General features: G+C 51.2%; 28 protein-coding genes. 3 read left to right on the top strand and 25 right to left on the bottom strand.

The annotated features are described in order from the left end of the window. Positions 1-53: 53 nt before the first annotated feature. The 15 genes from MKQ70_RS21420 to MKQ70_RS21350 all read right to left on the bottom strand — a co-directional run bounded on the left by MKQ70_RS21420 (position 54) and on the right by MKQ70_RS21350 (position 11,995). Positions 54-1,508 carry a 3-keto-disaccharide hydrolase gene (locus MKQ70_RS21420; RefSeq protein WP_248074246.1) on the bottom strand — a complete coding sequence of 485 codons (1,455 nt, stop codon included), beginning with the start codon at positions 1,506-1,508 and terminating at the stop codon, positions 54-56. Continuing rightward, complete coding sequence (locus MKQ70_RS21415; protein WP_248074244.1) at positions 1,427-1,768, bottom strand: hypothetical protein; 342 nt, start codon at positions 1,766-1,768, stop codon at positions 1,427-1,429. The genes MKQ70_RS21420 and MKQ70_RS21415 overlap by 82 nt, the downstream gene beginning before the upstream one ends. 26 nt (positions 1,769-1,794) lie before the next feature. Continuing rightward, positions 1,795-2,940: a HEAT repeat domain-containing protein gene (locus MKQ70_RS21410; RefSeq protein WP_504909772.1), complete on the bottom strand. Its 1,146-nt coding sequence runs from the start codon at positions 2,938-2,940 to the stop codon at positions 1,795-1,797. Next, a complete protein-coding gene (locus MKQ70_RS21405) occupies positions 2,940-3,212 on the bottom strand; it encodes a hypothetical protein (RefSeq protein WP_248074241.1) in 273 nt (90 codons plus the stop codon). Before MKQ70_RS21405 ends, MKQ70_RS21410 begins: the two co-directional genes overlap by 1 nt. Continuing rightward, positions 3,187-3,393, bottom strand: a complete 207-nt coding sequence (locus MKQ70_RS21400; protein WP_248074240.1) for a hypothetical protein — start codon at positions 3,391-3,393, stop codon at positions 3,187-3,189. The genes MKQ70_RS21405 and MKQ70_RS21400 overlap by 26 nt, the downstream gene beginning before the upstream one ends. A 50-nt stretch (positions 3,394-3,443) precedes the next feature. Continuing rightward, the gene (locus tag MKQ70_RS21395; protein ID WP_248074239.1) at positions 3,444-4,712 is read right to left on the bottom strand and encodes a Gfo/Idh/MocA family oxidoreductase; all 1,269 of its coding nucleotides are present in this window, start codon (positions 4,710-4,712) and stop codon (positions 3,444-3,446) included. A gap of 213 nt (positions 4,713-4,925) precedes the next feature. Further along, on the bottom strand, positions 4,926-6,050 hold the full coding sequence (locus MKQ70_RS21390) for a RagB/SusD family nutrient uptake outer membrane protein (RefSeq protein ID WP_248074237.1): 1,125 nt from the start codon (positions 6,048-6,050) through the stop codon (positions 4,926-4,928). Beyond that, positions 6,035-6,424, bottom strand: a complete 390-nt coding sequence (locus MKQ70_RS21385) for a hypothetical protein (protein ID WP_248074236.1) — start codon at positions 6,422-6,424, stop codon at positions 6,035-6,037. The genes MKQ70_RS21390 and MKQ70_RS21385 overlap by 16 nt, the downstream gene beginning before the upstream one ends. A 5-nt stretch (positions 6,425-6,429) precedes the next feature. Next, the gene (locus MKQ70_RS21380) at positions 6,430-7,173 is read right to left on the bottom strand and encodes a SusC/RagA family TonB-linked outer membrane protein (RefSeq protein ID WP_248074234.1); all 744 of its coding nucleotides are present in this window, start codon (positions 7,171-7,173) and stop codon (positions 6,430-6,432) included. Continuing rightward, positions 7,064-8,689, bottom strand: coding sequence for a TonB-dependent receptor domain-containing protein (locus MKQ70_RS21375; protein WP_248074233.1), 1,626 nt, complete (start codon positions 8,687-8,689; stop codon positions 7,064-7,066). The genes MKQ70_RS21380 and MKQ70_RS21375 overlap by 110 nt, the downstream gene beginning before the upstream one ends. 5 nt (positions 8,690-8,694) lie before the next feature. Continuing rightward, positions 8,695-9,441: a carboxypeptidase-like regulatory domain-containing protein gene (locus MKQ70_RS21370; RefSeq protein WP_248074231.1), complete on the bottom strand. Its 747-nt coding sequence runs from the start codon at positions 9,439-9,441 to the stop codon at positions 8,695-8,697. Between the two features lie 8 nt (positions 9,442-9,449). Then, a complete protein-coding gene (locus MKQ70_RS21365; protein WP_248074229.1) occupies positions 9,450-9,665 on the bottom strand; it encodes a hypothetical protein in 216 nt (71 codons plus the stop codon). A gap of 76 nt (positions 9,666-9,741) precedes the next feature. Continuing rightward, positions 9,742-10,851: a FecR family protein gene (locus tag MKQ70_RS21360; protein ID WP_248074227.1), complete on the bottom strand. Its 1,110-nt coding sequence runs from the start codon at positions 10,849-10,851 to the stop codon at positions 9,742-9,744. A 56-nt stretch (positions 10,852-10,907) separates the two neighbouring features. Then, positions 10,908-11,483, bottom strand: a complete 576-nt coding sequence (locus tag MKQ70_RS21355; RefSeq protein ID WP_248074225.1) for an RNA polymerase sigma factor — start codon at positions 11,481-11,483, stop codon at positions 10,908-10,910. Positions 11,484-11,647: 164 nt separating this feature from the next. Beyond that, positions 11,648-11,995, bottom strand: a complete 348-nt coding sequence (locus MKQ70_RS21350; RefSeq protein ID WP_248074224.1) for a hypothetical protein — start codon at positions 11,993-11,995, stop codon at positions 11,648-11,650. Between the two features lie 142 nt (positions 11,996-12,137). On the opposite strand from MKQ70_RS21350, the gene MKQ70_RS21345 reads away from it, so the two are divergent. From MKQ70_RS21345 to MKQ70_RS21335, 3 genes are read left to right on the top strand one after another with little or no spacing between them, the layout of a single operon-like run. After that, positions 12,138-13,355, top strand: coding sequence for an amidohydrolase family protein (locus tag MKQ70_RS21345; protein WP_248074222.1), 1,218 nt, complete (start codon positions 12,138-12,140; stop codon positions 13,353-13,355). Further along, positions 13,349-15,202: an amidohydrolase gene (locus MKQ70_RS21340; RefSeq protein ID WP_248074220.1), complete on the top strand. Its 1,854-nt coding sequence runs from the start codon at positions 13,349-13,351 to the stop codon at positions 15,200-15,202. Before MKQ70_RS21345 ends, MKQ70_RS21340 begins: the two co-directional genes overlap by 7 nt. A 19-nt stretch (positions 15,203-15,221) precedes the next feature. Continuing rightward, positions 15,222-16,526 (top strand): amidohydrolase family protein, encoded by a 1,305-nt coding sequence (locus tag MKQ70_RS21335; protein ID WP_248074218.1) that lies wholly within the window; start codon positions 15,222-15,224, stop codon positions 16,524-16,526. A gap of 188 nt (positions 16,527-16,714) precedes the next feature. Here MKQ70_RS21335 and MKQ70_RS21330 read toward each other — a convergent pair whose 3' ends face one another. From MKQ70_RS21330 to MKQ70_RS21290, 10 genes are read right to left on the bottom strand one after another with little or no spacing between them, the layout of a single operon-like run. After that, complete coding sequence (locus tag MKQ70_RS21330; RefSeq protein WP_248074216.1) at positions 16,715-17,728, bottom strand: hypothetical protein; 1,014 nt, start codon at positions 17,726-17,728, stop codon at positions 16,715-16,717. Beyond that, on the bottom strand, positions 17,713-18,261 hold the full coding sequence (locus MKQ70_RS21325) for a PKD-like family lipoprotein (RefSeq protein ID WP_248074214.1): 549 nt from the start codon (positions 18,259-18,261) through the stop codon (positions 17,713-17,715). The genes MKQ70_RS21330 and MKQ70_RS21325 overlap by 16 nt, the downstream gene beginning before the upstream one ends. A 24-nt stretch (positions 18,262-18,285) precedes the next feature. Further along, on the bottom strand, positions 18,286-19,179 hold the full coding sequence (locus MKQ70_RS21320) for a DUF4843 domain-containing protein (protein WP_248074212.1): 894 nt from the start codon (positions 19,177-19,179) through the stop codon (positions 18,286-18,288). Between the two features lie 25 nt (positions 19,180-19,204). After that, on the bottom strand, positions 19,205-19,678 hold the full coding sequence (locus tag MKQ70_RS21315) for a RagB/SusD family nutrient uptake outer membrane protein (protein ID WP_248074211.1): 474 nt from the start codon (positions 19,676-19,678) through the stop codon (positions 19,205-19,207). Positions 19,679-19,731: 53 nt separating this feature from the next. Then, positions 19,732-20,637, bottom strand: a complete 906-nt coding sequence (locus MKQ70_RS21310; RefSeq protein ID WP_248074209.1) for a RagB/SusD family nutrient uptake outer membrane protein — start codon at positions 20,635-20,637, stop codon at positions 19,732-19,734. Positions 20,638-20,650: 13 nt separating this feature from the next. Next, positions 20,651-20,776: a hypothetical protein gene (locus MKQ70_RS39095; RefSeq protein WP_282456640.1), complete on the bottom strand. Its 126-nt coding sequence runs from the start codon at positions 20,774-20,776 to the stop codon at positions 20,651-20,653. Continuing rightward, entirely contained in the window at positions 20,746-21,273 is a 528-nt protein-coding gene (locus tag MKQ70_RS21305; RefSeq protein ID WP_248074207.1) for a hypothetical protein, read from the bottom strand. Before MKQ70_RS21305 ends, MKQ70_RS39095 begins: the two co-directional genes overlap by 31 nt. After that, complete coding sequence (locus MKQ70_RS21300) at positions 21,227-21,862, bottom strand: TonB-dependent receptor domain-containing protein (protein ID WP_248074205.1); 636 nt, start codon at positions 21,860-21,862, stop codon at positions 21,227-21,229. The genes MKQ70_RS21305 and MKQ70_RS21300 overlap by 47 nt, the downstream gene beginning before the upstream one ends. After that, positions 21,808-22,233, bottom strand: coding sequence for a TonB-dependent receptor (locus MKQ70_RS21295; RefSeq protein ID WP_248074203.1), 426 nt, complete (start codon positions 22,231-22,233; stop codon positions 21,808-21,810). The genes MKQ70_RS21300 and MKQ70_RS21295 overlap by 55 nt, the downstream gene beginning before the upstream one ends. Next, a complete protein-coding gene (locus MKQ70_RS21290; RefSeq protein ID WP_248074202.1) occupies positions 22,230-23,996 on the bottom strand; it encodes a SusC/RagA family TonB-linked outer membrane protein in 1,767 nt (588 codons plus the stop codon). Before MKQ70_RS21290 ends, MKQ70_RS21295 begins: the two co-directional genes overlap by 4 nt. Between the last annotated feature and the right edge of the window lie 132 nt (positions 23,997-24,128).

Below are 24,128 nucleotides of genomic sequence, written 5' to 3'. Positions count from 1 at the left end.
AAAAAAAACGGGCCCGCAAAAAAGCGAGCCCGTTCCTACTAAGTTAATCTATTTTACTTTGACGGCAATTCTTTGATGCGGATATTTCTGAAACGCACCTCCGCACCATGACCGAGGAAACCAATATGGCCGCTTTTGTTCAGCAGGCCCGGATGTTTCTTATGGTCAGCGGGTTCGGTGTTGTTCTTGCTCGCTTCGGCAATATCGCCATCGAGAATCACAGTGCCGTTCAGGATTACTTTGATGCGGTTGCCGTCGGCAATTACTTCTTCGTAATTCCATTCACCTACAGGTTTGAGGTAACCACGCTTTGCGGGAATGATGCCGTATACAGAGCCATGATACTGATAAGGTTGCAGTTTCTTATAAATCTCTGCTTCGTTGTCCAGTATCTGTAATTCCATCCCCACGTAGGCCGCGTCGCCCTCCATCGGTGTACGGATACCGAGGCCGTTGTTGGCGCCGGGCGTTAATTGGAACTCGAAACGGTAGATGAAATTGGCGTATTCCTTTTTAGTATACAGGTTGCCTTTGCCGCCGTTCTTAGGATAAATCACCATGTCGCCGTTCTCCATTACATAATCGGTGGTATTACCTGTCCATTTATGCATGTTCGTACCGTCAAACAGTATTTCATAACCATCGCGTTTTTCCTGCGCGGTCAGCGAATACGGTTTTGGCCGGGGCAGCTCGCGTACGTAGATGTCGCGGTAAGCTACATAGGTACCGTGCGCCTGCAACTCCAGCTGTTCTTCGGGGAAGATGGGCAGGTTGCGGTCCCAGTAGTTTTCGAGGATGGTATTATCGGTCACCAGTACGCCATTGAGGTATACGGTTACGCGATCGCCCTGCATGATGATGTGGAAGTTGTTCCATTCCCCGATGGCATTGTCTGCTACCTTCAGCGGTTTGGAAGGATTCTTCTGGTTATTGTACAATCCGCCGGAACCTACCTGTGCACCCACGCTCACACGTGATGTGTCCCAGATCTGCACCTGTGGCGTGCCACGCAGGTAAATACCCGCATCGCCTTCCGGCGTGATTTTCCAGTCGACGAACATCTCGAAATCGCCATAAGGTTTGGTGGTGCAAAGGTTGTCGCCGTGGCCGTTAAACACGAGCAGTCCATCTTTTGCACTCCAGCCGCTAACCATTGCGCTATCTGCTTTTTGCTGTGCAGCGGCCAGTTGTTTCGGCGTCATTTTAGCCCGGGTGATGGGGTTACCCACCAGCCCTTTCCAGCCGCTGAGGTCTTTACCGTTAAAGATCGCTACAGGACCTTCACCGGCAGGCATTTCCGCCAGGTGTTTGCGGATAGCTTCACGCTGGTAATCGGCATCGCCACCTTTCAGCAGTTTGGAAGCCTTTTCCAACATCGCTTTCACGTTAGCGCCGTTAAAGTTTTTATTGGACAATGCAATATCCATCACCACGTTCGCTGCATCCGCCTGCAGTGCATTGTTATCCAGTATTGACCGGCAAAGATCAATGCCGGGAAGGTTTTGCACTTATCAATTTCCTTCAGTATTTTACTTCGCTGTGCATTGGTCTTAGTCAGCTCCATGATTTCACGAAGGGCAAGGAACTTCTGTTCGGCGGTCCAGCCGGAAGTACTGATCATGTTGATCGTACCATCTATCACTATTGCACCATCCTGGTCTTTACGCATTACTTCAATCAGCGGGTAGATCGCGGAACCATCTTTCCAGGTGGCCAGGGCAGCCAGGGCACCTGGTTTGGTGCCACCGCTTCGGTAGGCATCGATCACGATGTTCAACGCCTCTTTACCGCCGATCAGCGATAAGATGGGCAGGTAGTTACCGCGCCTGTCGGCCGGCGCTTTTTCATTTCTGCCGCTACGCGTGTTACCGCTTCATTTTGAGGGGTGGTAGCTAAAGCGTTTGCGATACCACGCTGTATACCGGTCAGTTGCTGGCCGGGTGCGGTTATTTCGGCCAGGGCCGCAAACAACTGTGGCAATTGCGATGCATCTGCCGAAACGGCTACTGCCTGGTAAGCTGCTTTGCTCACTTTCGCATCGTTGCTTTTCAGCAAAGGCCATATCGCCGGCACCTGTGCCCCCGCTCTGCGTGCACCTAATACGTTGATCAATGCCACCTGTGCAGCTGGTGTCGCTGCCGGTAACGCCGCTGCTACCTGTGATGGCAGTTGCTCGCTTTTGATCGTCATTAATGCCTGTTTCGCCGCATCAATGACAATGGTGTCATTGCTTTTCATGGCGTCGAGTAATGCGGGTACCACTGTGCCGTCGCCCGTACGGCCCGCTGCTTCAATAGCAGGGAGCTGCACCGCCTTGTCTTTAATAGCTGCTGTAATAACGGGGATGGCCGCTTTATTGCCGGTGGCGGCAAGTAATGACAGGAGGCCTGCTTTAACATCCGTGTTCGCCTTTTTATAGATAAAGGTGTACAGCTCTACGTACTCGTCTGTTTTGTAGTTAGCCGCCACCTTCATTGCGGCTGCACGGTATTGTGCATTGGCATGCGTCAATTCTGTCGGGAAACGCAGTTTGTTTTTATCCGGTTGCAACGTGGCCAGTAACGTAAAGGCAGCAGTGTGCGTGTGCACCTGCCCCGGTTTGTTCGTGGTACGCCATAATTCCTGCAAGCGTTTAATGTCCGCGGTTTTTTGGAGGTAAGACAAATAGGATGCCGTAGCATTCGTATAGTCGAATGTATATCCGCTTTGTGCTGCCTGCATTGCCAGTATATCCGCCGATTCGGGGGCGCCGATCCGTGCCAGGGAATACAGGGCTACTTTGCGGAGTTGCTGATTATTGCTGGTGGCCAACTTGTTGAGTTCTGTTACAGCAGCGGCACTACGGCAATCGCCCAGGGCTTCTGCCAGGGTAACAAGCGTTTTGCCTTTCGCGGAGGCTAATGCATCTACTAGCGCCTTTTGAGCGGCAGGGGTGTTAATTACTGCCAGTGCACGCGCAGCGGATCCGCCAGGCGTTCGCTTTTTAAGTAGGTGGATAAAGGTGCCACCGCCTCGTCGTTGCCGATCAGTTGCAACTGTCCGATCAGGAAGTCGCGCAGCTCATCGTTCGATAACTTTGGCAGCGCTTTCGTGTAAGCGCGCACTGCAGCAGCGCGTTCCTGTTCTTTGCCCGGCTGCATAATATAACCGGCATAACCGCCGATCGCGTATTGCAGGCGCGTATTGTCACCTTTGCCTTCGGGCGACAGCATCGTTACCAGTTCGGTGATGCCCGGTTCGCCCAGCGCTGATCTCCTGCATGTTAGCATTCAGCCGGTCTTTCCCTGCCGAGGGCAATTGCTGCAGCAGGTCCGCGATACGGGTGCTCAGTGCGCGCTGATCTTTAGGCGCCTGTGCTTTCAGGCTGCCCGCGGCGAGGCAACCTGCTATCATATAAAGGAATATTTTTTCATCTTGATGGAATAGAAGTGGGTAGATAGCTGTTAAATCGTCCAGGGACCGCGCATCGGCTGATCAATCAACCGGTTGGCGCCTTCGTCGCCCACAAACTCCTGTTTAATGGGGTCGAACTTCAGGGAGCGGCCGAGCTGTAAAGCGATCTTGCCCATATTTACAATAGTAGCGGAGCGGTGTCCGTTCGACTCGTTCAGTGCAAACTTGTGGCGACCTTTTACGGCGGCGACAAAGTCCGTCATCTGCGGTTGCGGATCTGGGAACGCAGCCAGTTTCTTTTCCAGCTCGGGAATATCGGATTTAAAGCCCGGGTACAGTTTGCCTTTTGGCCCTTCGATGTACGCCGCTTTATCATCTGTGCCTTCACCATCCAGGATGATCTGGCAGCCATCGGCATAGGTGTAGGTGATCCTTCTCCAGGTGCCTACTGCGTCCGGGTGTTGCTGCGGGGCATCCACTTCTACCGAAACAGGGCTCTCGTCATCTTTTCCCAGGATATATTGAACAGGGTCGAGGTAGTGCTGGCCCATGTCGCCCAGGCCACCGCCATCATAATCCCAGTAACCACGGAAGGTCTGGTGTACGCGGTGTGAGGTGTAGGGACGATAAGGCGCGGGTCCTAACCACATATCGTAGTCCAGGTCTGCGGGCACGCTTTGCGTAGGCAGATTGGTTTTGCCCACCCAGTAAAACTTCCAGTCGAACCCGGTGTGTTTGCCAACGGTTACTTTCAGCGGCCATCCCAGCAGGCCGCTTTCCACCAGTTTGCGGATGGGCTTTACGGTAGTGCCCATGCCGTAAAAACGGTCTTCGAAACGGAACCAGGTGTTGAGGCGGAAAATGCGGCCGTGTTGTTGTACGGCTTCCATTACGCGTTTGCCTTCGCCGATGGTACGGGTCATGGGTTTCTCGCACCAGATGTCCTTGCCGGCGCGCGCGGCATCGGCTGCCATAATACCGTGCCAGTGGGGCGGCGTGGCAATGTGTACGATGTCTACTTCCGGCAGCTGGATCAGTTCCCGGTAATCGGAAAATGTTTTAACGCCTTTTTCCAGCATGCCGAGGGCAGTCTTGAGATGGCCTTTGTCTACATCACAAATAGCCACTACCCGGGTACCGGCATATTTAATGTGTCCGCGGCCCATCGATCCAACACCGATAATGCCTTTGGTTAATTGATCGCTGGGTGCAATATACCCCCGCCCCAATACGTGGCGTGGCACAATGGTAAATGCCGCAACGGCCCCCAGCGAGTTTTTCAGGAAAGATCTCCTGGAGTGATTAGTTTTAGTTTCCATCGATTAGTTTGAAAAAGATGTGGAAATAGAAAGCACAATAAAGGGCAAACAACCCGGGAACAAGATACAATTATCTTTCCCCGGCTGTTTACCCTTTATCCCTGTTTTTTACACCTTAGTAAAAAGGATTCTGTTTCAGGTTTTTATTAGAAAGTGTTTCGGCTAATGGAATGGGGAAACGTACGTCGCGCTGAATGTCGCAGGAGCGGATCTCTACCGGCACTGGGTATTGGTTGCCGTGTTGTAGGCGCCGTATACCTGTCCGTTCATCACGCTGTCCAGAATTTCCCATCGACGGATGTCGAAAAACCGCTGTCCTTCAAAGGCCAGTTCCGCCTGTCTTTCGCGGCGGATCAGTTTGCGCAGCATAGCCTGGTTGTTGTATACGGTTACGTCCACCGGCGGCATCTGCGCGCGGCTGCGTACTTCGTTGATGTACTTTACCACGTCAGGGTGCTGCCATTCGTTGTTTTCGATCAGCGCTTCGGCGTAACTGAGCAGCACCTCCGCATAACGGATGAACATGAAGTCAAGCGTACCGCCCTTCGCGTTCCTGTCTTTCGCATCTACATATTTTTTTATCCAGAAGCCGGTGGCTGTGGAGTTTTGAATGCCCAGCTGGTCCTGGTTCGCCGGATCGGCTAAAAACGGTTGCAGTACGTAGTTGTTGTCAATGAATTTCTGCCCGGGAAACAGGATAGAGGCCGTCATACGCGGATCGCGGTTGTTTTTGTACAACGGGTCCTTCATATAAATAGCCAGTGAATCCGGTCCCAGTTCATAAATGGATTTGCCTTGTTTGGTTTCGTAGTTGTTCACCACGTTGATAGTAGGCGAAGTCACCGTTTTACCACCGATGCCCTGCGGTACGAAGGTCGTCCAGGCGGTGCTGGAGCCACCGTCGCGGAAGAAGATGCGTTCCTTGTTCAATTCCCCGTTGTAACTGAAAAGGTCGGTATAACTGTTTGCCGGATTGCTGGCCTTATACAGCTGGAATACATTCAGGTCGATCACTTTCTTCGCAGCATCGCGGGCTACATCGTACTTGCGGTAAAACATCGCCATGCGCATCAGGAATGCGTAACACGCGCCGGCATTGATGCGCCAGGCTTCCGCGTTGGTATATTCGGCAGGCAGGTTTTCGCCGCATTCGAGCAGTTCGCTGCGGATAAAATCATACACTTCCTGCTCTGTATTACGCGCCTGCAGGTTTTCGGCCTGCGGTAACGACTTGGTAACAATAGGAATACCACCGAAATAGAGCAACAGTTCCATATGGTAATAGGCACGCAGCGCACGGGCTTCATATTTATAGCGTGCTTTCAGGGCACTGTCCATAAAGCAACCATCCACGTTCTCCAGAAACGGCAGGCACGGCGGATGTCAATGTAATCGTCCTGCCAGATCGTAAGTGCCACACCCCAGTTGGCATCCTGCAAACCTTTGCCATATAGTTCGTAAGCACCGCGGGAATCCTGGCGGGCCACGGTTTCATCACTCAGGCTCGATACCAGCATGACGTTACGGCCTTTGGTGCCATCGGGCATACCTGCATATACGGTACCTAATGCGTTGGTCGCATTAGCTTCGGTTTTCCACCAGAGGTCGTCGGATACGCCGGTGGGACTATCATGCGTCAGGAATTTTTCGCAGCTGCCGAAGGTGGCGGCTACCATTATTCCTGTCAATATATAGAGAAGATTCTTTTTCATGTTGCTTAGAATTTAACGTTAGCGCCTATCGTGTACATCTGCATCACCGGGTACGTCCACTGGTTTCCCCTCGATTCGGGATCCATGATTTTTAAGGAAGAGAATGTGTACGGGTTTTGAGCATTCAGGTACAACCGGATGTTGCTGATGCCTACTCTTTTTAAACTATTTGATGCGAGGTTGTAGCCAAATTGCGCGAATTTAATGCGCATGTAAGCTGCATTCTCGAACCAGAAGTCGGAGGTGAGTTTACTGTTTGCCGGCGAGGTTGTGATGCGCGGAAAACGGGCGTCTGTACGTGTTGGCTGCCAGTAGCGGGTCGAGTAGTAAGTCGTGGGAATACCGCCATCGAAGCTCATGTCCAGCGGGTTGGCCAGCATGCCGAGTAATACTGCATCGCTCTGTCCCGTTCCCTGCAACAGTACTTCCAGGTCAAAGTTTTTATAACGCACCGCGATATCTGCGGAGAAGTTCAGTTTGGGAACAGCATTACCGATAATGGTCTGGTCGTTACCGTCAATAATTTTATCGTTGTTGAAATCCACGTATTTAATGTCGCCGGGTTGTGCTTTGCTGATCACCGGTATCAGCGGTGTGCCGTCTGCCGCAAAGTCGCTGGCCTGCAACAGTCCATCTGTTTTATAACCGTAGATGGCGCTGATGTTGTAGCCTACTTTTTGTGCGTAGCTGTACATGCTGTTCGTAGAAGCGGTAACATAGGGGCCACCCACCAGTTCCGTGGATTTCATTCTTGTTGTACCATACACCCGGCCGCAAAGTCAGCGACAGGTCTTTTCCCAGTTTCTCCGTATAGTTGATCGCCAGTTCCCAGCCGTTGTTTTTTACTTTTCCTGCGTTCACCGGAACCTTGGCCAGACCGGCCACATAAGAGATGGGCGGCGTAATAATCAGGTCGTTGGTGATTTTGTTGTAGTAGTCGAACGTTAGTTCCAGGCGGTTGCCGGGGAACAGGCCGAGGTCAAAACCGATGTCCAGCATGTTCACGGTTTCCCAGCTGATATTTGCGTTACCGTTAATTTCTTCCAGGCCGGTTGTTGCGTTGATCAGCGTCTGGTATTTATAATAGCCGATGTTTTCGTTGCCAAGCAAGCCATAACTGGCACGCAGTTTCAGGTTGTTGATCACGCGGCTGTCTGCCAGGAATGCTTCTTTGTGCACATTCCAGCCCACGGCTGCCGAGGGGAAATAGCCAAACTTGTTACCCGGACCGAAGCGGGAGGACCCGTCTGCACGCACCGTGGCTTCCAGCAGGTATTTATCATCATAAGAATAGTTCAGCTTTGCATAACCCGATACCATGGAAAATACATCCCATCCTTCCGCGTTGGTCTGCTCCATGGAGTAACCTGCCATTGCATAGAAGTAGTGATTATTGCGGGTAAAAGTATAGTCGGCATTACCGGCAAGAAAGTAGTAGGAAGAGCGGGAAGGCGTATTCACGCGGCTTACAGACCAGGTACGCGTTAATTTTTCGGTATAGTAATCGAAAAAGTTAAAGTTGTCGCGGCGTTCATTGACTACATCGCTGTTCACGCGGTAGCTGAATTGTCCCTTCAGGTTGAAACCGGGAAACAGTTCCCATTTTGGTTGTATGTTGATACTGGCCATATCGCTCAGCCACTGCCGGTACCCACCTTTCTCCGCATAGGCCAGTGGATTCACGATGTCTACATACTGCCCGTAAATTTCCGAACCATTTTTATCCGGGTATTTGGGCAGGATAGTGGGTGGTACGCGGAACACATCTTCCAGCATGCGGTTACCGCCGCTGCCGCTCGGCCTACCAGGCTCCCTGCGCTGCAGGCGGATGGTGGCCATGTCCAGGTTCACGAGAAAATTTTTACTGAGGGTGATGGAGGTGTTGGCGCGCAGGTTCAGTCGCTTTGACCAGGTGACGGGGATCATACCGTCCTGGTATAAATAGTTACCGGTAAAGGCAAAGCGCGCCACGTTATTGCCGCCGGATACAGACAGCGAATGGCTCGTGATCGGTGAATACTTCGATACAATCACATCCTGCCAGTCTGTGTCCGGATATTTGATTGGGTCAACGCCCGACTCCGTATTGGCAATCACCGAATCTGGAAAAATGGTAGGTTTGTTATCGTTTACCAGTGCTTCATTATACAAGCGCATGTAGTTGGGTGCATTGACGAGTGATGACAAGTAAGACGGACTTTGATAGCCGTAATATCCGTCGTACATCACGCTCACCTTTCCGGGTGTACCACGTTTGGTGGTCACAACGATTACCCCATTGGCGCCCCTGGATCCATAGCTGGCGGCAGCGGCGGCGTCTTCAGTACTGTCACACTTTCTACCGTTACCGGGTCAATATTGTTCATGTCCATGGGAACGCCATCTACCAATACCAGCGGGTCAGAATTGGTGGTAATGGTGCTGAGGCCGCGGATCTTTACCATGGCTGCATCGCCACCGGGTAAACCCGATCCCTGCGATACGTTGATGCCAGTAATGCCACCCTGCAATGCCTGGGATAACTTCGTTACCGGTTTTCCGGCAATCTGCGAACCAATATCGAGCGTGCTTAACGAGCTGGCGATATGCTTTTTCTGCTGCTCGCTCAAGCCTGTTACCACGACTTCATCCAGTTTTGCTACATTATCTTTTAAAGCGATAATGAGGTTACTATTTGATTTGGTAACGAGATATTCTTCACTTTTATATCCCATCAACGTAAAAAGCAGTACGTCATTCTTTTTCGCTTTAATGCTGAAGTAGCCATCCGGGTCGCCCAGCACGCCGTTGCGGCTGTTCTTTACCTGTATAGTAACACCTGGCAGGCCGGTAGGCGGCTCGTGCGAATCGAAAATGCGGCCTTTGATGGTCATCAGCGTATCGTTTTCCTCGCGGAGCGGGCCCGTGCTTTTATCGGGGTCGGTAACGATAGATACCTGGTTGCCGGATATTTTATAAGTGAGCGCAGTGTTGGCGAGGGCTTTGTCCAACACTGTTGCTATCGGCTTCTCCACCATGTACAGCGTTACCTTTTTTCGCGGGCTACGGCTTCATCCTTATAAAAGATGAGCCATTTGCTTTGCGACTGTATTTTCTTGAATAGCTCGGCAAGACTCACGTCTTTTACGCTCACGCTGATGTCGTCTGACTGCGTGGCGGCGCGGGCGGTAACGAACAGCAGGCTGCAGCCCGTCAGCAGGGCGAAAAAGAGCCGACTTTTACGCGCGTAAATTTTGTTCATAGCTTTTTATTTTTAACATGAAATAGCAATCCCGCCGGCAGTATCGACTGCCGTAATTGGTTGATATGTGTACTGATTAGCGTTTACTTTCTAAAATGATTCGTCCCGCCTGCCGGTTGATGTCCATGTCTGTCGTCTGGCCGATGGTATTCAGTACCTCGTCCAGACTCTTTTGCAGATCCAGGCGACCGGAGAAAGTATCTCCGCCGGACTGGCCGTTTACAATGATTGTATGGTTGTAATAGCGCGATAGTTTTTTAAGTATCGCATGCAGTGGCGTATGATCTGCAATAATGATCCCATCTTTCCATGACGTATATGCATCTGTATTAGTCCCGCTTATTTTGTTGGGCTGTTGTTGTGCAGCATAACTGACCTGCTCGCCCGGTGTAAGTGTCACTTGCGTGGCGCCCGCTTCCACATTCACTTTGCCGGCTACCAGGGTGATGGCCTGTGCTTCCTGTTCGTAGGCACTTACGTTAAAACTGGTGCCAAGTACGTTAACGGTCACATCGCCGGTATAAACTTTAAAAGGTTGTGCATTGTTGGCGGCCACTTCAAAATAAGCTTCGCCGCTAACATAGACCTCTCTCGCGTGGTTGGAGAAGGTGGCCGGGTATACCAGCCGGGAGCCGGCGTTGAGCCATACCTGGGTACCATCCTGCAGGGTTACCTTTGCAATGCGGCCGAAAGGCACGTTCAATGTATTAAAGGCGTGCTGGTTATCCTGTACATACCGCGCATCGCCCGATTGTACCGCTCCGCTGTCCGAGTACCGCAGTTGTGTTTGTTTGCCGGGGAGCAATATGTTGCGTTGCGCGCCCAGTGACAGTTGGGTTTCGGTGAGGTTGCTGTCGGCCGGCAGGCTCATGGCATAGGCTACGAGTGCCTGTTGCGTTGGCGAAGAAGGCCATAACAGCCAGGTGGCTCCGGCGGTCAGGATCACCGCGGCCGCTGCTTTCCAGAACATCGGCCGGATGCGTCTTTTTACAGGCTGTTTCATGCCTGCTTCGATGCGCGTCCATAATGCGGCTTTTTCATCCTCCGGCAGCTTTTCGTTACCCGCAGCGGAAAGTATTGACAATAACTGGCTGCTGTCTGCGTCGCGCAGACCCAATAGTTTTTTCAGCCATGCCAGTTGTTGTTTTTGCGCTGCATAGAAGCGGTTTACAATAAAGAGCAACAAACGATGCTTTTATAGACGCTGAAATCAAACTATTTTTTAAAAAAGTGGAGTACCCATTAAAAAAGGCTGAGCAGGGAGAGGGGAGCGCCGGCCATTTCTTCCCGTAATTGTTTGATGGCGCGGTAGGAAAGAGTGCGGCAGGTAGCGGTGGAAATGCCCATCAGTACGGCAATTTCTTCATATTCCAGGTCGCAGTGGAATTTCAGGTAGATGAGTTCTTTTTGTCGGGCAGGCAGCTCGTTCAGTTTCCGTACCAGCAATTGTACGGTTTCCCGCTCCTGCTCGCCGCGGATAAGCATCTTTTCTATATCATCTGTAAAAGTAAGCTGGAAGTTAGCTGCCAGGTCGATGTTCCCGGACGCTTTATTGGCGGCCGCATGTAATTTGCGGCGGAAAGAGCGAAGCAGGTAAAAGCGGATGTTTACTTCCGGCGCCAGGGAGGCGTGGTAAGTATGCAGATCAATAAAAAGGTCATGGATGCAGTCTTTGACAGTGGCCGCATCGCTCATGTAACGGAGACCATGGGCGTACAGAAGGTCCGCGTAAGCCTCGTACAGCTGGCGGAATGCTTCTTGTTCGCCCCGGATAACTCCACGCCATAATACAGCATCGTCGCGGAACAGCTCCAACATAGATCCATCGTGATTGTCAGACAATATAAATAAAAAGGCCTCACAATTGCAAGCGGGTAAAGTAAAATTAACATGTAACTAGGGGCGGCTGTATCATGATTGTTGTTTGGCCAGCTTCTTTTCCTGTTTTTTATCCATTTTGGCTTCCAGTTTCTCTTTCTTCTTCATTTCCCAATCATTCCACTTTTTATACTGGGTGGGGGTGAGTACTGTCTTAAAGCGTTGACTGCGTTCTGTATCCGTGGTGTTGATCGCAGCCAGTTTTGTTTTTTACTGATAGTAGTATCGCGCTTGATCGCATCGCGGCGCAGGCTGATGTCCTGGTTAATGGCGTGAATCTGTTTGTCCTGTTCCTTACTGAGGTGCAGTTCCTTATCTATCTTTTCGCTGAGTTTATCGGCCTTGGCGCTGGCGCTCCAGCGGCCTTTGGAAGTGTCCTGCGCAAAGCCCGGCAGGGAGGATAATACGAGGATAATGGCGGCAAGGAGTCCCGGATAGTACTTGTTTTTCATAAAACCTGTATTTGCTTTATACCATTCGTAAAATTTATTACTTAAACGTTAGGCGTTACGCTTAATGTTTTACTAAATTTAACACTTTATGCCTATTTGCTGCCGACTTATCATCAAAATCTAAATAAACAATTATAACTGCATGAAAGCTGGACCTTTATTTTATGAGAAGAACCGTCTTCCGTTCGGGAGCGGTCAGCGGTCTATTGCCCGGCTGGCGCTGGGGCTGTGCGGCCTGTTACTGGCCGGCGCAGCGCAGGCGCAGGTAACTTTTCCGGTGAACGGTTTGTCTGAACCCCGGGAGGCCTGTTACGCCTTTACCCACGCCACATTAGTAAAAGACGCGCAAACCACCCTTCAAAACGCCACCCTGGTCATCCGCGACGGTAAAATCGTCGCCGCGGGCGCCGGGGCTGCCGTTCCGAAGGATGCCGTGGTGATCGACTGCCAGGGGAAGTACATTTATCCTTCTTTTGTTGATATTTATAGCGACTACGGGATGAACACGCCCACGCGCGCAGGCGGTTTCCGCGGCCGCGATGGCGCCCCGCAGTTTATTTCCAATACCAAAGGGGCCTATGGCTGGAACCAGGCCATCAGGAGCGAAGTGAATGCCGTGGATCTTTTCGCGGTAAACGAAGAAAAGGCGAAGAACCTGCGTGAACAGGGCTTTGGCACCGTACTCTCGCACCAGGCCGATGGCATTGCCCGCGGCACAGGTGTGGTGGTAACACTGGCTAACGATCGCGAAAACAAAGTGATCGTAAAGGAAAAAGCATCCAATCATCTTTCTTTTGATAAAGGAACGTCTACCCAGGACTATCCTAGCTCGCTGATGGGCAGCATTGCGCTGCTCCGCCAGTCCTTTCTCGATGCGCAATGGTATAAAACCGCTCCCGTCAAGGAAGGGGTGAACCTGAGCCTGAAGGCCTGGAACGATAATCAGCAATATCCGCAGATATTTGAAGCCAACGATAAATGGAACGTGTTACGTGCCGATAAAATAGGTGACGAATTCGGGGTACAGTTTATTATTAAGTCGGGTAACAATGAGTACCAGCGCGTAAAAGAGATGGCCGCTACGAAAGCTGCTTTCATCCTGGGCCTGAACTTCCCGGTCGCTATGGACATGGAAGACCCTAACGACGCACGTTTCGTGGCCCTGGCCGATATGAAGCATTGGGAACTTGCTCCCACCGAACCCGGAGTGTTTGAAAAAGCAAACATTCCCTTCGCCCTCACCAGCGCCGATCTGCGTGATGTAAAAACCTTTCTCGCCGCGGTACGTAAAGCTATCGAATATGGTCTTACAGAGAAACGCGCCCTGAAGCGCTCACCCAAACGCCTGCTTCATTGCTGAAGATCAGCGATAAGGTAGGCTGCCTCGATGCCGGCAAACTGGCAAACTTCCTGGTAACCTCCGGCCCTATCTTCGGAGAAAACACCGTGATTTACCAGAACTGGGTACAAGGTAACCGCTACGAAATTAAAAACGATGGCTGGAGCGATGTTCGCGGTACTTACGCGCTTACGCTCACCAATGGCCAGCGTTTAAATATAGAAGTGAAAGGAACGGCTGCAGCGCCCGCTGTATCTGTCTTGCAGAAAGATACGCTAAACGGTAAAATCACTTTAACCGGGCAACTGGTAAAACTGAGCCTTCCGCTGAAGAAAGGCGACGGCGGACAGTTGCGCCTGAGCGGTATTATCGGTCAGGGAGGCTGGAGCGGTACCGGGCTGGACACCACCGATAGGGCCGTAACCTGGACAGCTGCACTTTCCAAACCACTTGCGGCCAAATCTGATTCTGCGAAAAAGAAAGAAGCGCTGCAACTCGGATCGGTATACTATCCGTTTGTAGGGTATGGCTGGGAAACCGCGCCGAAACAGGAGGTGATCCTCATCAAAAATGCTACCGTCTGGACCAACGAGAAAGAAGGTAAACTCGAAAATACAGACGTACTGGTACGCGGCGGCAAGATCGCACAAATCGGCAAGAACCTGAGCGCCGGCGGTGCCAGGGTGATTGACGGAACGGGTAAACACCTGACGGCAGGTATCATCGACGAACACTCGCACATTGCGATTTCGCGCGGGGTGAATGAAGGTACACAGTCAGTTACTTCCGAAGTACGGATAGCCGATGTAGTGAACCCGGACGATGTGAACATTTACCGACAGCTGAGCGGCGGTGTAACTGCTTCGCATCTGCTGCATGGTTCCGCCAATACGATCGGTGGCCAATCGCAGCTGATCAAGCTGCGTTGGGGTGCAAATGCAGAAGAGCTGAAATACGCAGGCTCCGACCAGTTCATCAAATTTGCGTTGGGCGAAAACGTAAAACAATCTAACTGGGGCGAAAGCCAGACCACCCGTTTCCCACAAACCCGTATGGGCGTAGAGCAGGTGTTGGCCGATGCATTTACACGCGCGAGAGACTATGAAAAACAGGGCGCCGGTAAACGCCGCGACCTGGAACTGGACGCACTGGTGGAAATTCTCAATAAGAAACGTTTCATCACCTGTCACTCTTACGTGCAGAGCGAAATTAACATGCTGCTGAAAACAGCCGACCGTTTTGGTTTTAAGATCAACACATTTACGCACATTCTCGAAGGTTATAAAGTAGCTGATAAGATGAAGGAGCACGGCGCCGGCGGTTCTACGTTCGCTGACTGGTGGGCGTATAAAATGGAAGTGCAGGATGCGATCCCCTATAATGCGAACATCATGCAGCGCGTAGGGGTGACCACGGCCATCAACTCTGATGATGCCGAAATGGCCCGTCGCCTGAACCAGGAAGCTGCCAAGAGCATTACTTATGGTGATATGGACGAAGAAGCCGCATTGAAAATGGTGACCCTCAACCCGGCCAAACTGCTGCATATTGCCGATAAAACCGGCAGTATCAAAGTGGGCAAAGATGCCGACCTGGTATTGTGGAACGAACACCCGCTAAGCATTTACACGATGGCGGAAAAAACGATCGTAGACGGTATCGTGTACTTCGATCGGGAGCAGGATAAACAACTGCGCACCCGCATTGCAGAAGAAAGGGCCCGCCTGATTGGCAAAATGCTCGGTGATAAAAAGAAAGGCGCTCCGACACAGCGCCCAACACCCACCCGCGAAGAGATCTATCATTGCGAAGATCTGCAGGCCGGTCACGTACACCATATCCTGAGCGACAGCAAAGCCGAATTGTAAACGCAAACAACGAAGACCAATGAAAAAAGTATTCTTATATATCATGGGCCTCACTTTCGCCGCCGGTCAGCTGAAGGCGCAGGAAACGGTATACCCGGCCCCGGCCCAGCAAGGCCGCATTTACCTGACGCATGCCACTATTCACGTGGGTAACGGACAGGTGGTGCAAGACGGTACCATCGCCTTTGAAAACGGTAAAATCATTGCCGTTGGCGCTAATGTGCCCATCCCACAGGATGGAGTTAAAGTGTTCGACGTAAAAGGGCAACATATATTCCCCGGACTGATCGTCCCGGATAGTAACCTGGGGCTCACGGAAGTGGAAGCCGTTCGCTCTACGAACGACTATGATGAAGTAGGTGTGATCAATCCTTCCATCCGTTCGCTGATATCGTATAACACCGATTCCAAGGTGATCAACACGCTCCGTTCCAACGGTGTGCTGCTGGCGCAAACCGTACCGCAGGGCGGTATGATCACAGGCAGTTCCTCCGTGGTACAGCTCGATGCCCGGAACTGGGAAGATGCGGCTTATAAAACCGACAACGGCCTGCATTTCTTTATGCCGCGACTGATGGCGCGTACCAGCGCGTTCGGTCCCAGCGGTTTGCCCAACGCCGGCCCCGACCCGGTAAAGGCCGCCCTGGACCGTATTGAAACGGTAAAAGCGTTTTTCCGTGATGCAAAGGCTTACCTGAGCCTCGACAAACACGCCGAAACGAACCTGAAATACGAAGCCGTAAAGGGGCTGTTTGACAAAAAACAGAAGTTATTCATTCACTGCGACCTGGTAAAGGAAATCCTGGTAGGTATGGATTTGGCCAAAGAGTTTGGGTTTGATGTGGTGATCGTTGGGGGCGCAGATTCCTGGCTGGTGGCCGACCTGCTGAAACAAAACAATGTACCGGTAGTATTAGGTCAGCCGCACGCCCTTCCTGTAACGCAGGACGACGACGTGGATCAGCCCTATAAAACCGCCGCACAGCTGCAGAAAGCAGGTGTACTGTTTTGCCTGAGCAATGAAGGCTTCTGGCAACAACGTAACCTGCCGTTCCTGGCTGGTACCGCTGCCGCTTATGGACTTAGCAAGGAAGAAGCGTTGAGCGCCGTAACACTTAACGCCGCAAAAATCCTGGGTATCGCCGATAAAACCGGTACACTGGAAGTGGGCAAGGACGCCAACATCGTAGTAAGCCTTGGCGACGTCCCGGACATGAAAACGAACCACGTGGTAAAAGCCTACATCCAGGGAAGAGAAATCAGCCTGGATAACAAGCATAAACAATTGTACGAGCGTTATAAACATAAGTATAACCTTCAGTAGCGGTTTGCTGCTGAAAGTGTGATCAACGGCGACTGAAAAGCGCTGTAGGAGCTCGCTCAAAGAAAAAGCCACCCGGTATTGCGGGTGGCTTTTTTGCATTTAGTTGGTTGGTCTTTCGCGGAACGATACGCTCACGATTTTTCCGAATCCGCCGTATTCATCCTTTTTGGTGAGGGCGGCATGGCCGTTCATGAAATCGGTAGGGTAATAAAGTTCCAGTTTACCGGTAGTTTTGGGATCGGCAGGATCGTAGGTGCCGATCGCCGGTAGTTGGCCACGTAATCCTGCGGATTGCCCGGCGTGGCAGCACCACCGTTAATATAGCCGCCATTCGCGCCCTGACCGCGGTTAATAGTAAAGATGTGCTGGTCTACGAACGAGATCTGCCGGCTGCCGGTGTTCAGGATTTCATAGCTCACATCTGGCAGGTCTTTGTGCGTGGCGTACAGCTTGTTGCCTACTTTGTAAAAGAGCGTACCATAGTTTTTATCTACAGTAAATGCTTCTGCCAGCTTGATGTCGGTACCAGTCAGTTTCACTTTTTTGTCCTGCACCACGGTACTGCGCGCATCGAAAGTGAGCAGCCATATGTCGCCGGCAGCGTCTTTCATGACCGCGAACGTAAGTCCGTACGGTGATGTACGCATGTATAACATATCCATGCCCACATTGCTGAAATCGAATTTCGGATCGGTAGCGGGATTAGGAATGATGGTGCAGAAGAACGAGCCGGGCGAGGTGCGTACGAAACGTTTTTTATCCATATCGAATAGCACGGTGTTACCGCTAGATGTATAATATTTGCCAATGAATGGCGCTGCGCGGAATGAGTTTGCCTCGCCCTGTACCTGGTTGCTTTTGATCACGTACCAGGCTGTCCAGGTCCTTTCGTAGATGTCGCCGTTGGGCATGGTCATCAACAGGTTGCCGTTGGTGGCGTAACCGCCGGAGTTGGTACCGAAGAACGCCGGTTTAAAGCTGCTGCTGTCTACCGGGAACAGGCACTCGCGGAAGGAGTTCCAGCGCCATTGTGTAGTAAGATAATCGTTGCGAAACTTCCATGCACCCTGGTCGGTGGTCACGTAAATCCATTCGCGGTCGAGCGTACCGGCAGATGCGTTGTGGGTAGGCGTGGGCACGATGTTCGGGTTCGGGCAATACACGTAGGCCACATTGCGCGGACCTTTCAGCGGCTTGGGCAAATCGGGGAGTTGTCGAGCAGATTGCGCACAATCGTTTTGGTGCCGTTCGAATTCCAGTTCACGAAATCAAGGGCGGCGTTACCCTGTACGTCGGACAGGATAAGCCAGCCTTCGAAGGTTTTGCTCGTAACATCCAGGCGCACGCTGCGCATGTTCGCGATCTGGCCGGTTAATTTGTCCTTCATGGTAAAATACAGGCGGTAAGAACCAACGGGAATGTTGAGTCTTACTTTCAGGTTGCGTTTGTTGCCCAGCTGGTGCGCAGTATAGGTAACACCAGGTTTGCCGGCGAGCCATTCATAGGTATAGCGGGTAGTATCGTCGAGCACAGACGGGTCCATGGAAGCTGTGATGTGCGGAGTAACGGTGAGCGTATCGAATTGCACTACTTCCAGGTAGGAACCAAAAGAGTCTACGCGTATTTCGTTGATGTCGTGAAAGTCGTAATTGGTCGTGGGCTTGTAGCAGGCGTTTAGAGAACACATGCCCACTGCCAGCGTGCATATGATATATAACAGGTTATTCTTTTTCATGCAGATAAATTAAACAGTTAAAAACTAGAGATCACAAACGGAAGAAGCGCTGGTACCGGCAGACATCTGCGTTACTTCCCCCGTGAGATCATCTTTGTCCATCACAGGCGTTCCAGCAGTAATCATTCTTTTCAGGTGACAATTAAATAACTGCGCATACCCGGAAACCTGTGCTACTGCGAGGCCTGACCAGCCATCTTCAGGAATGCCGAAGTAATCTACCATATGCAGGAATTTCGTTTTGGAGAACTTGCCGAACATGCTGGCGCCATAGCTGTTGTTGCCCCTCCACCAGGTAGGCGCGGGGTATTGGTCCAACATGCCGAAAGTGCGGCGCAGCGTATTCTTAAAGTTCTTGCCGGAGATCAGGTACTGGTTATACTCCACAGAAAAGTCAAAGCCTGCTTCCAGCTCCACGGTTACGTACTGGTAGGCGGATTTCATGGCCTGGGTACGTTTGAAGCTGATGGGGATAAGCGCTTCTGTTTTACCGGCTTTCACGATACATTTTTCCGGATCGATGCTGAAATCGGCTGCGGGCGTATTAGTAGCTGTATCGATTACGCGGAGTTTGAATTTACGGTCAACGGCGGAAGTATCGCCGGTAATGCGGAACGGCATCATGAATTCGCAGGCGGTGGCATCGTCGGAGTAGAACAGGCCGAAGTTGCCCCACATGGTGTCGTTGAGGGCGGCATCCATTTTAGAAGCCGCGAAGTTCATGGCGGTATCCGATTTGCCTGCGCGCTTTACCACAAAGTACATCTGTGGTGTGGAGTTCGGGTTCGGATAACCGGCTATAGGTTGAAAATAGATGGAAGAAGGGCCTGCGTAATCCATCAGTCCTTTTTTCTGACACGCTGAAATGATCAGCGCGGCAATGGCAATGCCGCCTATTATGAAAGAGAATTTTCTCATGATGTTGAATTGATAGTTGAAACAATTAAGGTCTGTGCACAGAGAGTTCGTCGTCCGGAATAGGTACCACATACTTGGCCGGTGTCATCGTGATGTTGGTCGTGGTGTTAGCCGCCGAGCCATCGGTGATGGTTTTGATGTACAGGCGTTTGTAGTAATAAAACAATTGTCCTTCGCCGAAGAATTCCCGCACGTACTCCTTGCGGATCTCGGTGGCGAGTGTAGCGGCAGTGCCAACCGGGAGTGCGACCAGTCCACGCGCGATGCGTACCTTATTCAGGTGGCCAAAAGCGGTGGTGAGATCCTTGCTTAATTCTGCTGCCAGCAGGTACATTTCAGAAGAACGGATGATGGGTACCAGGGTTCTTTTGCTGTACTTATAAAAGGTGCGGAAGCCCGGAAGTGTGCCGTCGGGCGTTACGTTCCATACTGCGGGCATGAAGCGCACATCGGACGTATTGCCTTCATAGGCGGCGTTCAGGTGTGCGAACTGTGGCATCAGCAACGAATACTGGTTGGTGGTATAATTAAAATACGCATCATACGATTGTATCAGTCGTCGCTGGTTTCTGCGGCAAGTAATACGTCGCCGGTGAGGGCGGGGTCATTTACCGGTACGGTGGCGCTGTTGCCGTCGAAAGCAAAGAAGGCGGGTTGCACATCGATCACTTCCTGGGCGGCAGCCATCGCGTTCACTGTATCGCGGCGCCAACTGTATACGCGCGCCTGTAGTGCTTTTACCGCAAAGTAGTTAAAACGGTAGTTACGTTTGGTGAGCCAACTATTATCGCGGTTCCCGGCTTTACCATTGGTTTTTACCGGGTCTTCTTTCAGCAGATCAGCGGCCACGTTCAGGTCGCGTACTAACGAGTCTACCAGTGCATTGGCCTTTAAATAAGGCATGGCGGTAGCGGAACGAAAACTGTAATAGGGAATAGCGGGCAGCACAGAGTCCGCCGAGTTGTATACAGGACCGTATAAACGCAGTAAATCAAAATGCAGGAAGGAGCGCATGGCGATGGCTTCCCCTTTCATGATGTTATAGTCATTGCCGCTGAACAGCGATTCTTTTCCCTTAGCTTCTTCCAGCAGCGTGTTCAGGTTGGCAATCAATTGATAGGTGCCAAACCACAGGCTGGAGAAATGTGATTTTACATCACCACTTGCCCAGCTGTAAATCGTCAGGTTTTTATAGACCCAGGGTTCAAGCTGGTTTTGATAGTAACGATGGGCCAGCACTTCCGGTAGCACCATGTTAGCTTTGCCGCCGTAAAGCGCCTGGGTAGAGAACTTCAGGTATACGCCGTTCAGGTGTGTTTTAAAACCTGTAGATGAATTATACGCTTCTTCATCAGGAATGCTCGTTTCCGGGCGAATGTCGAGGTATTTGTCGCACGCGCCTAACGTGATGCTGATCAACGAAAGGAGTGCTATATATCCGATTTTTCTTTTTTTCATGATAGTGATAGTGTTAGAATGTGGCATTCAGTGAAAAGGAAATAGAACGGGTATACGGGTATTCAATACCGCGTTCGCGACGGATGTTCGATACTCTGAAAATGTCGTTCACATAACCGGTGAGGCGCAAACCCTGCATACCGGCTTTTTCAGCCAGGCCTGACCGTAAAAGTCGTAGGTGAGGGAGCACGATTCGCCAACGAAGTTGGATTCTTCCCGGATAAAGCGGCTGGACATGGGCGTATTCGCAAACGGCTGCGTGATATCGAGTCTTTCCATCGCTTTAAACTGTGCTTTGTCACCCGCTTTTTTCCAGCGGTCGTATAACGCGCGGCGGTCGGCATTCTGACGGGCATACTGGCTGCTGGTGATGTTTTCCACCTTGTTGAACAGTGCGCTGTTGAACTGCTGCGACTTCACCATGTAACGCATGTTGATGTTCATGGACAGGCCGCCGTATTGTACGGTAGTACCGCAAATACCCTGTATAAGCGGGCGGGAGTTGCCTACTTTCAAGATGTCGGCAGGATCGTAGGTAAAGGTTACTTCGCCACCTTTGGTGAGGAACATTTCTTTACCCGTAGTAGGATCAATGCCGAGGGAGCGCTGCCCACAGGTCGTCCGGTTGTCCGCCATCCACATATCGCTCCAAATTCTGGTTGATTTTGCTGTAATCCTGTTTGGATGCCTGGTCGGGCAACGCGCCCTGGTTCAGGCTGTTGAGGATGTCCAGTGCGTTGCCCAGTCCACCGTAAATTGATTTATAGTTGCTGCCGAATACGTTCACTTTCCAGAAGAAACGTTCTTTCGGCCTGGAGAGCAGCGTGCCGGTTACATTAAAATCATAACCCGTGGTGCGCATATTGCCAATGTTGATCACCAGGTCGTTCTCACCTACCGACGGTGCGTTCGGCAGGGTTACTACCATGGGGTCGGTGTTCTTATTGTAATAATTGAAGTTGATGGACAAGCGCTCTTTCAGCAAACGTGCATCGAAGCCGGCATTAAAGTGCAGTGTTTTCTGCCAGGCCAGGTAAGGGTTACCCCATTTGTTCACCATGGTGCCCGCACCAAACTCGTTCAGGAAACCAGTAGCGTAGGTGAGGGACGTGAAGGAATTGTAAGAACCGAAGTTTTGGTTTCCGGGATTACCTAATGAAGCGCGCAGCTTCAGGAAGTTGATCGCGCGGTATTTGGAATTTTTAAACCAGTCTTCATTGTGCACGTTCCAGCCCAGGCCAACTGTCCGGTATCGGTAAAACGACGGGTGCTGCCGAATACCGAAGAACCATCGCGACGGTAAGTTACATCTGCCAGGTATTTGCGGTCCAGTCCGTAATGCACGTTCAGGAAACCACTGATAGCGCGGCGTTCTGTTTTGCTATAGCTGGGATATTGGTCTTCGGGATAGTTGGCGCCATATGCGGGCGAAGTGAAATTGCCTATTGGGAACCCTTCTACCCGGTAGCCGTTCAAAATGGAACCGTTATGTTCGATGGTAGCGCCCGGAACGATGTTGAGTTCGTGACGGTCCCAGGTGCGGCCATAGTTGGCCTGCAGGAAGCCACCGGTAACTGAGACCCCTGGTCTTGTCATTGTCGTAGGAGCTTACGGTTCACCGGGTTGGTGCGAAACTCTACCAACTCAGGTGATCTGAACACTTCCTGTTCGTTGGTTTGCTGCCGCACCATGAATTTAGCTTCCACACGGAAATTATCGTTCAGGTTAAACATCGCCTGCATCTGGTTCTGAAAGCTCTGATTAATAGCCTGGTTGGTAGATGGCAGTTGGGCAATGTACAGCGGGTTCATCGCGGTATCACCGGAATTGCGCATATCCAGTCTTTCTATCAACCATTTATCTTCGGTAGGATGAAGATAGGGGAGCCCCGTTGCGTAAGTAGCGAAAGAGCCGTAGGGCGATTCTTTGGCAGTATAAGTAGCAAACAGGAATTTATTATTGAAAGAGAATTTTTTCGTGCGGTAACTCATGTCCAGGTTGGCGTTGCCGGTGTTGCGGCTTGAACCTTTCATGACACCGGGCAGCTGACCATATTTCAAACCTAAACCAAAACGGAAAGTGTTGTCACCACCATCTGCATACACAGAATAGTTTTTAGACATTACGTTCTTTTTCAGGGGAAAGTCCATCCAGTTGGTGTTAACACCACTTAATACGGCTTCCATGCGGGCATTGTAGATTGAATCAGCCCTGTAGCGGTTTTCAGTAGCGTCCAGCGGATAATTATAATAACCGCTCAAACGGTCGAACTCCATTTTTTCCGCGGCGTTCATCATGTTATAACCGCTGAGATCTGCCCACTGTACAGTGTTATCCAACGTAACTGCTACGTTCATGCGGCCTGCGCGTGGCATTTTAGTATCTACCACTACCACACCATTAGCAGCTTTGGAGCCGTAGATCGCGGTCGCGGCAGCATCTTTCAGGATGGTTACATTGGCAATACGATTAATATCCAGCGCCATGATCGTGGCGACATCGGAATCAAAACCATCAAGGATAAACAGTGGCTGGTTCGGGTCGGCCGCGAGACGATCGCGTACGCCGATCATGCTGGTTTTTCCCTGGATAGACATGTTAGGCAGTACGTTCGGGTTGGAGCCGGCCAGGTTGTTTTCCAGTACGATAAAGGAGGGATCGAGTGATTTTAAACTTTGTACGATGTTCTGGTTGCCGATGGTTTTCAGTTGCTCTCCGGTAAAGGTAGCGGTGGCACCGGTAAAGCTTTCCACCTTACGATTAAAGATGCCGGTGTTTACTACTACTTCACCGAGGCCGGTGGTTTTGCGTACCATGGTTACTTTAATGGACAGGCGGCCGTTCAGCGGTACCTCGCGGGTTTCATAACCGATCATGGAAACAGAGATGATGACTTTATCCGGCACATTACGCAGTTCGAATTCACCATTCGCATCCGTGATGACCCCACGCGATCCGCCGCGTACGATCACATTCGCACCAGGCAAGGGTGAGCCGGATTCGTCCGTTACTTTTCCCTTTACCACTTTTTCCTGCTGCAATACAAAAGGCAGCACGATGGTTGTCTTTTTACGAATAAAAACACTCTTGTCAGATTCCTTCACAAAATAAGTGAGGGACTGACTTTCGAGGAGTTTGTCCGGGGCTTCCTTTAAAGAAGCATTATGGACGTCGATGCTCACGCGGGCAGATTTGTCCAGCAGCTGCTGGTCCCAGAAAAAAGCATAGCCGGTTTGCTCCATTACCTTGTTCAGCGCTACTTCCAGCGGAATATTCCGTACGGAAATATTTACCTGTGAGTAAGACTTTGCGCTAACCTGCATGAGAGCAGCCATTAAGAAAATGGGAATCAATTTCATTGCGTGCCACATTTTGGTTGATAGCATTGGTTTTTGATTTTGGTTACGATCTTGATTAATTGTTATATAACATGGCATAGGCTGGCAGGCGGAAGCAGCTGCAAATGGCCGTTCTCCGCGTTGCAATGCCGC

Origin of the sequence: Chitinophaga sedimenti, assembly GCF_023156195.1 — a bacterium.
GTDB classification, from domain to species: Bacteria; Bacteroidota; Bacteroidia; order Chitinophagales; family Chitinophagaceae; genus Chitinophaga; species Chitinophaga sedimenti.
The sequence above is the reverse complement of the archived record's forward strand: the minus strand, read 5'-3'. Positions and strand labels throughout refer to the sequence as shown.